The 8,406-nt window shown below is 63.6% G+C and carries 8 protein-coding genes; all 8 read left to right on the forward strand.

Annotated features, from left to right (window positions below):
* Nucleotides 1-178: 178 nt before the first annotated feature.
* The 8 genes from C8J46_RS09905 to C8J46_RS09940 all read left to right on the forward strand — a co-directional run bounded on the left by C8J46_RS09905 (nt 179) and on the right by C8J46_RS09940 (nt 7,986).
* A complete protein-coding gene (locus C8J46_RS09905; RefSeq protein WP_132738321.1) occupies nt 179-934 on the forward strand; it encodes a phosphatidate cytidylyltransferase in 756 nt (251 codons plus the stop codon).
* A complete protein-coding gene (locus C8J46_RS09910) occupies nt 931-2,088 on the forward strand; it encodes a 1-deoxy-D-xylulose-5-phosphate reductoisomerase (RefSeq protein WP_132738144.1) in 1,158 nt (385 codons plus the stop codon). Before C8J46_RS09905 ends, C8J46_RS09910 begins: the two co-directional genes overlap by 4 nt.
* On the forward strand, nt 2,085-3,218 hold the full coding sequence (gene rseP, locus C8J46_RS09915) for an RIP metalloprotease RseP (RefSeq protein WP_132738146.1): 1,134 nt from the start codon (nt 2,085-2,087) through the stop codon (nt 3,216-3,218). Before C8J46_RS09910 ends, rseP begins: the two co-directional genes overlap by 4 nt.
* Before the next feature lie 53 nt (nt 3,219-3,271).
* Entirely contained in the window at nt 3,272-6,034 is a 2,763-nt protein-coding gene (bamA, locus tag C8J46_RS09920) for an outer membrane protein assembly factor BamA (RefSeq protein ID WP_243643309.1), read from the forward strand.
* Nucleotides 6,034-6,699 carry an OmpH family outer membrane protein gene (locus C8J46_RS09925; RefSeq protein ID WP_132738152.1) on the forward strand — a complete coding sequence of 222 codons (666 nt, stop codon included), beginning with the start codon at nt 6,034-6,036 and terminating at the stop codon, nt 6,697-6,699. The genes bamA and C8J46_RS09925 overlap by 1 nt, the downstream gene beginning before the upstream one ends.
* Nucleotides 6,700-6,708: 9 nt before the next feature.
* Complete coding sequence (fabZ, locus tag C8J46_RS09930) at nt 6,709-7,212, forward strand: 3-hydroxyacyl-ACP dehydratase FabZ (protein ID WP_132738154.1); 504 nt, start codon at nt 6,709-6,711, stop codon at nt 7,210-7,212.
* Nucleotides 7,213-7,316: 104 nt separating this feature from the next.
* Nucleotides 7,317-7,547, forward strand: a complete 231-nt coding sequence (gene rpmE, locus C8J46_RS09935) for a 50S ribosomal protein L31 (RefSeq protein ID WP_132738156.1) — start codon at nt 7,317-7,319, stop codon at nt 7,545-7,547.
* A 124-nt stretch (nt 7,548-7,671) separates the two neighbouring features.
* A complete protein-coding gene (locus tag C8J46_RS09940) occupies nt 7,672-7,986 on the forward strand; it encodes a PilZ domain-containing protein (protein ID WP_132738158.1) in 315 nt (104 codons plus the stop codon).
* The last annotated feature ends 420 nt before the right edge of the window (nt 7,987-8,406 follow it).

Below are 8,406 nucleotides of genomic sequence, written 5' to 3' on the forward strand. Positions count from 1 at the left end.
TGTTCCCTCGCGAACGCGGGGGCGCGGGAGCCAGGCACTCCAACATGCGTGACCCTGGACCCCCGCCGCCTTCGCGGGCGAACACTTGTAGGTTTGGAGTGGCCCTTTGACGACCCTGCCAGACCCGGCGAACGCGCCCGACCAGGTGCTGCGAACGCCGTCCAACCTGAAGCTACGCATGATCGCCAGCGTCGCGATGATTGCCGTCGCCAGCATCGCGCTGACGCTGGGCGGGATCGCGTTCTGGGTGCTCGGCGTGGTCGCGGCGCTGTTCATGATGGCGGAATGGTCGATGCTGCAAGGCGCCGATGCCAAGACCAAGCGGATGACGCAGTTCGCGCTGTCGGTCCCGCTCGCGCTGATGGCGCCGGCGTCGCTGATCCTCGTGATCCACGATTTCTTCACGCTGGGCCTGCTCGCGGGCGCCGCGTTCTTCGTCGTCATCACCACGCGCAAGCCACCGCTCGCGCTCGGCATCCTCTATTGCGGCCTTCCGGTGCTCGCGCTGATGATCATCCGGCGGCAGGACGAGGGTATCCTCTTCACGCTGTGGGCACTGTCGCTGGTGTGGGCGTGCGATATCGGCGCGTTCTTCACCGGGCGGACGCTGGGCGGGCCCAAGCTCGCGCCGGTGATCAGCCCGAACAAGACATGGTCGGGGCTGATCGGGGGCGTCGTGCTGGCGAGCGCGGTCGCGGCGGTGCTGCACACGCAATACGGCCTGCCGATGCGGATGACGCTGGCAACGCCGGTGCTCGCCGTGCTCGCGCAGATGGGCGATCTTTACGAGAGTTGGTTGAAGCGAGTGGCAGGCGTGAAGGACAGCGGCAACATCCTGCCCGGCCATGGCGGCGTGATGGATCGGCTCGACGGCCTGGTGCCCGTCGCACCGGTCGCGGCGCTCCTCGTCCTGCTGCCGCATTTCTACGCATGAAGACCGTGACGATCCTGGGGGCGACCGGCTCGGTCGGCACCTCGACGCTCGACCTGATCGAGCGTGAACCCGATCGCTTCCGTGTCGTCGCACTGACCGCGAACTGCGATGTGGCGAAGCTGGCTGCGGCCGCGATCCGGACCAGGGCCGAGTTCGCGGTGGTCGCCGATGAAGGCTGCCTCCCCGAATTGCGCGAGGCGCTGGCGGGCACCGGCATCCGCGCAGGCGGTGGTGCCGATGCGATTGCCGAGGCGGCTGCGTCGGGCGCGGACTGGACGATGGGCGCGATCGTCGGGTGCGCGGGGCTCAAGCCTGTAATGGCGGCGATTGAGCAGGGCGGTACCGTCGTGATCGCCAACAAGGAGCCGCTGGTCTCCGCCGGCGACGTGATCCTCGCCGCGGCCAAGCGGACCGGCGCCACCTTGTTGCCGGCCGATTCCGAGCACAACGCAATCTTCCAGTGCTTCGACGCGACTCGGCCCGAGCGCGTGCGGCGGATCATCCTCACGTGCAGTGGCGGCCCGTTCCGCGACTGGACGATCGAGCAGATGCGCGGCGTGACGCTCGAGCAGGCGGTCAAGCACCCGAACTGGTCGATGGGCGCGAAGATCTCGGTCGATTCGGCGACCTGCATGAACAAGGGCCTCGAACTGATCGAGGCCGCCCGGTTGTTTCCGATCCCGCACGACCGGATCGAGATCGTCATCCACCCGCAATCGGTGGTCCACAGCCTCGTCGATTATGTCGACGGCTCGGTTCTCGCGCAGCTCGGGCCCCCCGACATGCGGACGCCGATCGCGCATACGCTCGCCTGGCCCGACCGGATGGCGACGCCGATGGCTCCGCTCGACCTAGTCGGAATCGGCCGACTCGACTTCGAGGCGCCCGATCCGGTGCGTTTCCCGGCCATGCGACTCGCGCGCGAAGCGTTGGATGCGGGCGGGGCGCGGCCGGCAATCCTCAACGCCGCCAACGAAGTCGCGGTCGAAGCCTTCCTCAAGCGCCGGATTTGTTTCCTCGAAATTGCCGCAATCGTAGAGGATACACTAATGCGCTATGACCCGGCCGCGCCGGACAGCGTCGATGCCGTGCTGGCGATCGACGCCGAGGCGCGGATCTTGGCGGGCAAGCGTGTAGAGGATTGCGTGGTTTGATCGAAACGCCGGGTATCCTGCTGACCATATTGTCATTCGTCCTGGTGATCGGGCCGCTCGTGTTCGTGCACGAGATGGGACATTACCTCGCCGGACGCTTTTTCGGGATCAAGGCGGATGCCTTCGCGATCGGCTTCGGCCGCGAGGTCGCCGGGTTCACTGACAGCCGCGGCACCCGCTGGAAGTTCGGCTGGTTACCGCTCGGCGGCTATGTGAAGTTCGCGGGCGATATGAACCCGGCGAGTCAGCCCTCGGCCGAATGGCTGTCGCTACCCGCCGAAGAACGCCAGCGCACCTTCCAGTCGAAGCCGGTATGGCAGCGCGCGATCGTCGTCGCAGCCGGACCGGTCGTCAATTTCGTCGTCGCGATCCTGATCCTCGCCGGTTTCGCGTTTGCTTACGGCGACATCCGCATGCCGCCCGTCGTCGGTGGCACGGTGCCTGGCAGCGCCGCGGCTGCGGCCGGATTGCAGATCGGCGACCGGATCACCGCGATCGGCGGACGGTCGGTCGAGACATTCGACGATCTCGCCCGCTTCGCCCGCATCCGCGCCGGCGAGCGCACGCAGATCGACGCCGTGCGCGGTGGCCAGACGGTATCGCGCGATCTCGTTATCGGCACCGAATTGCAGCGCGATCGCTTCGGCAACGAATATAAGATCGGCCGCCTCGGCATCGCCGGCAGCAAGCCCGTGATCGTTCCCGTCACCCTGATCGAAGCACCGGTGATCGCGGTGAAGCGCACCGGTGAGATCGTCTCGATGATGGTCGAGACGCTGAGCCAGGTCATCACCGGGCGCCGCTCGGTCAAGGAACTCGGCGGGCCGCTCAGCATCGCCAAGGTGTCGGGCGAGCAGATGTCGCTCGGGCTCGACGCCTATGTGTTCCTAATCGCCCTGGTCTCGATCAATCTGGGGTTCATCAATCTGCTGCCAGTGCCGATGCTCGATGGCGGTCACCTGTTCTTTTATGCGATCGAAGCGGTGCGCAGGCGCCCGGTCGAGCCGCAGGTTCAGGAATGGGCGTTTCGCGGCGGCCTCGCGGCAATTCTCGCGCTGATGCTGCTGGTGACGTTCAACGATCTCGGCAATTTCGGGCTGTGGAAAAATCTGGCCGGCTTGATCGGCTGACGACGATAGGGCAGGGCGGGCGCGCCTTGTATGTGCACGTTTTTGGGGTGGGTTTGGTGACAGCGATCAACGGTTACGATTTCGCGCGGAAGGGCGCCCTGCTTCTCGCAGGCACGATCCTGTCCGGCGCGCCCGCGTTCGCGCAGACCGCACCGGTCGCGACGACGACCCCGGCTCCGGTCCGCAATCCCGTCACGGGGGCGGTCAATAGTGTAACGCCCGTCACGGCTCCGGTATCCGCCGGCACGATCAAGACTTTGCGAGTCGAGGGATCACAGCGGATCGAGGCCGAGACGGTGCTGAGCTACACCAAGCTGCGCATCGGTATTCCGTACACCGCGGAAACGCTCGATCAGGCGCTGAAGGATCTGCAAGCGAGCGACCTGTTCGCGGACTACTCGATCGCCGGCGTCGAGACGGGCAACATCGTGCTGCGCGTGCGTGAGAACCCGATCATCAACCGCGTGATCATCGAGGGCAACAAGGCGCTCAAGACCGACAAGATCACCAAGGAGATCAAGCTCGCGCCGCGCCAGATCTTCACGCGCACCGCGGTCCGTCAGGACATTTCGCGGATCATCGAACTCTATCGCCGCCAGGGCCGTTTCGCCGCGGTGATCGATCCCAAGATGGTCAACCTCGACCAGAACCGCGTCGACGTCGTGTTCGAGGTCAGCGAAGGCCCTAAGTCGAAGGTCCGCCAGATCAACATCCTCGGCAACGAGGTGTTCTCGGACGACCAGATCCGCGGCCAGATGGCGACCAAGCAGTCGCGCCTGTTCCGCCTGCTGTCGTCGGCGACCAGCTACGATCAGGATCGCCTGTCCTACGATCAGCAGAAGCTGCGCCAGTTCTACCTGACGCAGGGCTATGCTGATTTCCGCGTGACGTCGGCGGTCGCCGAGCTGACGCCGGACAAGAAGGACTTCATCATCACGTATGTGGTGGAGGAAGGTAAGCGCTACAAGTTCGGCGACGTGACCGTCGACAGCCAGATTCGCGACTTCGACAACAAGAAGCTCGCAGCGACGCTGCCGCTCAAGAAGGGCGACTGGTACAACGCGAAGCTGGTCGAGGATTCGGTCGACAACCTCAGCCAGACCGCGGGTCTGTTCGGCTATGCGTTCACCGAGGTGAACCCGGAGTTCCAGAAGGACGCCGAAACGCTGACGATGGGGATTAATTTCAACATCGCCGAAGCCAAGCGGACGTATGTCGAGCGGATCGAGATCAACGGCAACACGCAGACGCAAGACAAGGTCGTGCGGCGCGAGATCCGTCTGGCCGAGGGCGACGCGTTCAACAGCTTCCAGGTGAAGCGTTCGCAGGATCGCATCAACTCGCTCGGCTATTTCGCCGACAAGATGGAGATCAAGCAGCTGCCGGGCTCCGCGCCCGACCGCGTGATCCTCGAGACCAACCTCGAAGAAAAGTCGACCGGCGAACTCCAGCTGTCGGCGGGTTATTCGAGCCTCGAGCGCTTCATCATCCAGGCGAACATCACGCAGCGCAATTTCCGCGGCAAGGGCCAGGAGCTGCGCGCCGGCGTGAACTATTCGAGCTATTCGAAGTCGATCGAGCTGGGCTTTACCGAGCCGTATCTGTTCGACAAGAACATCGCGCTCGGCGGTGACATCTTCCGCCGCGACTATAACTCGTTCAACTATGTCGGCAATGATCGCCAGACCAACTATTCGCAGGTCTCGACCGGCTTCCAGCTGCGGACTGGCGTGCCGCTGACAGAATTCTGGTCGCTGTCGGGTCGTTACGGTCTGTCGTATGACGAAGTCAGCCTCGACAGTCAGTATCTGAACGCCGACGGCTCGTGTAATCTCCTGGTTGCAGGGCGCTATCTGTGCGAGGCCATCGGCAATCGCTGGACCTCGTCGGTCGGCTATTCGGTCAGCCGCGATACGCTGAACAGCCGTCTACGCCCGACCGCCGGTTCGCGCTTCTCGTTCAGCCAGGACTTTGCCGGTCTCGGCGGCGACGTGAAGTATCTGCGTACCCGCCTTGAAGGATCGAAGTACGTCAACCTCGGTAGCGGTTTCATCGGATCGCTGATCGGTGAGGGTGGCTATATTCATCCGCTCGAGAAGAGCCGCGGGCCTGGTATCGATGCGATTCGTATCACCGATCGCTTCTATCTTGGTGAGCCGCAGTTCCGCGGCTTCGACATCCGCGGCGTCGGCCCGCGTATCCTGCGCGCAGCATATAGCGACGGAACGCCAGCACAGATCCTCGCGACCGATCGCAACTCGATCCAGGACGACGCGCTCGGTGGTCGCGCTTATTATCTGGCGCGTGCCGAAATCGAGATTCCGTTGGGCTCGGGCGCGCGTGAACTCGGACTGCGGCCGTCGGTCTACGCGCAGATGGGCAGCCTGTTCGGGATCAAGCGTCCGTTGCCGACCGCGACATTCGAGACGGCGGTCGATCCGGCCACCGGCAAGGAATATGTGAAGTCCAACTTCACGCCAGCCGTCAATTCTCTGGGTGCGCCGCTTTATACCTATACGACCACCAGCTCGTCCGGTGCGCCGGTAACGGCGAACACGACGTGTTCGACGGGGTCGCCCGACGCAGCAGGGACCTCATGCATCGGTACGACAGCCAATCCACGCGCGCAGGCCGAGCAGACTCCATTTGTCGAAAGCTTCCTCGGCAACTCGGCCCGGCCGCGTTTGTCGATCGGTGTCGGCGTCAACTGGAACTCGCCGTTCGGCCCGCTTCGTATCGATCTCGCCAGGGCTCTGCTCAAGCAGAAGGGCGACGACCCCAAACTCATTACTTTCAACGTAGGGACACAGTTCTGATGACGACGTTCAAGACGCTTCTCCTCGCCGCAGCGCTCGTCGCGCCGGCTGCCATGACCGCAACTGCCGCCGATGCGCAGGTTTCGGGTATTGCCGTCGCCGATGCGCAGGGCGCGATCGCCAACTCGAAGGCCTGGAACGCGGCGCGTGCCCAGATCGAGACGACCTACAAGGCACAGCTCGACCAGGCCGAGACGCGTCGCCAGGCGGTTGCCCGTGAGCTTCAGCCGTTGGTTACCGCGTTCCAGACCGCACAGCGTGCACCCGGCGCGACCGAAGCGACGCTGCGTCCGCAGGCTCAGGCGATCCAGACCCGCGAGAACGCCGCCAACCAGGAACTCGCTCGCCTGACGCAGCCCGCCCAGCGCGCGCAGCAATATGCGATCGAGCAGATCCAGGCGAAGCTCAGCGACGCTGTGACGGCTGCCGTCCGTGCCAAGAACGTCAGCCTGTTGCTGCGTCCCGAGGCCGCATTGTTCGCACAGCCGACCGCCGACATCACCGCGGCGATCACCACCGAGCTCGATCGTCTGGTACCGTCGGTCAGCACCGCTGTCCCGGCGAACTGGCAGCCGAACCAGCAGGGTGGCCAGCAGCAGCAGGGCGCAGCACCAGCACCGGCTGGTCGTGCACCGGCAGCTACGCGCACCCCGCAGGGTCGCTAAGCTACACCGATGACCGATATCGTGAACGATACTGAGGCAAAAGGCCTGACTGCGGCAAAAGGCCTGGGTCCGCTCGATATCGGGCGTGTCATGGCCGCGTTGCCGCATCGCTATCCGTTGCTGCTGGTCGATCGTGTCGAGGACCTGGTCCTCGACACGTCGATCACCGCGATCAAGGCGGTGTCGATGAACGAGCAGTTCTTCCAGGGGCATTTCCCTGGGCGTCCGATCATGCCGGGCGTGCTGATCGTCGAGGCGATGGCACAGGCCGCGGGGATTCTCGCGGTCGAGTCGCTGGGTCTCGCGGGCTCGGGCAAGCTCGTCTATTTCATGGCGATCGACGGCGCGAAGTTTCGCAAGCCGGTCGAACCGGGCGTATTGCTGAAACTCGAAGTGACGTTCGTCCAGAAGCGCAGTGCGGTGTGCAAGTTCGCCGGTCGCGCGCTGGTCGACGGGCAACTGGTTGCCGAAGCGAACTTCACCGCGATGATCGCCGACCCGCCTAAAGTCTGAGGCTAAGGCTTCAGGCCCGCGTTCTTGTAAAATCGGGCGCGTCCGTGTACTGGCGCGCCTTCCTTTTCAGGCTGGTCGGAACCAGCCACATACGGAGAATTCCCATGAAGGCCGATACGCACCCCGATTATCACATGATCACCGTCCAGATGACCGATGGCAGCAAGTACCAGACTCGCACCACCTGGGGTACGGAAGGCGATGTGATGACGCTCGAGATCGATCCGCTCGCGCATCCGGCATGGACCGGCGGCCGCGGCACGATGCTCGATACCGGCGGGCAGGTCGCGCGCTTCAACAAGCGTTTCGGTGGCGGTCTCACGCTCCGTAAGTAAGTGTAAACCCCGGAGCGGATTGATACTAAACCGTTCCGGGGTCATTTCTTAAGATCACGTTAGGTAACGGCGGCTAGGCTTGTGACTGCAAGCCAGACTTAGGACTCGCAAGGACGAGGACGCCATGTTCGCCGCCGATTTCGAACCCGCAGAGCGCACCAGCCGCCGCGGTTCTCCCCGTGCTCCTGTCGCGTTGGACGTCAGCATCGGCAAGACGCGCCGCACTTTGTGCAAGGTCGTCGACATCTCGATAAACGGCGCGCGGCTCCAGACCTATTCGGCGCTGAAGCGCGGGACCAGCATCTGGCTCAACCTGCCGCAGATCGGCCAGATCGTTGCCGAAGTCATGTGGGCGGACGATTTTACCGCCGGCTGCAAGTTCCGCAAACCGCTATCAATCGAAGCGTTCGATGCGCTCATTGAGGATCATCCGGCATAGCGTCGCTAATCGCGATCATGTTAGCTCGCACGATCGCTTCGTCGCACCTACTGCGACGTTGAGCTTTCCGACATCATGAATGGACTGCAACCCTGGCATCGCATCGTACGAGGCGCGCGATTTCGACTTTTCAAGTTCGTATGGGGCAAATTTGACGTTCGTCTAGCGACTTACAGCGCGCAGCGTGACATGGTCGGCCGGCGACAAGGGCCCGTAGAGCAGTGCAGGGGTCGGAAATTCCAGAACCGACCCGAAACTGTAAAAAAGCGTTTGACGGCTCTGTGAACCCCGCCTAGAGGGGTGTCACCGCAGCGGAGTGCCTTAGTGGTTACCGCGGTGGTCGCAAAAAACCAGATGCTGCAAGCTTCTTCTACGGGAGGGGTTATGCGAGTGTCGGTATTTTTGTCGGCTCTTTGACAT

Source organism: Sphingomonas sp. PP-F2F-A104-K0414 (assembly GCF_004340945.1).
Lineage (GTDB): Bacteria > Pseudomonadota > Alphaproteobacteria > Sphingomonadales > Sphingomonadaceae > Sphingomonas.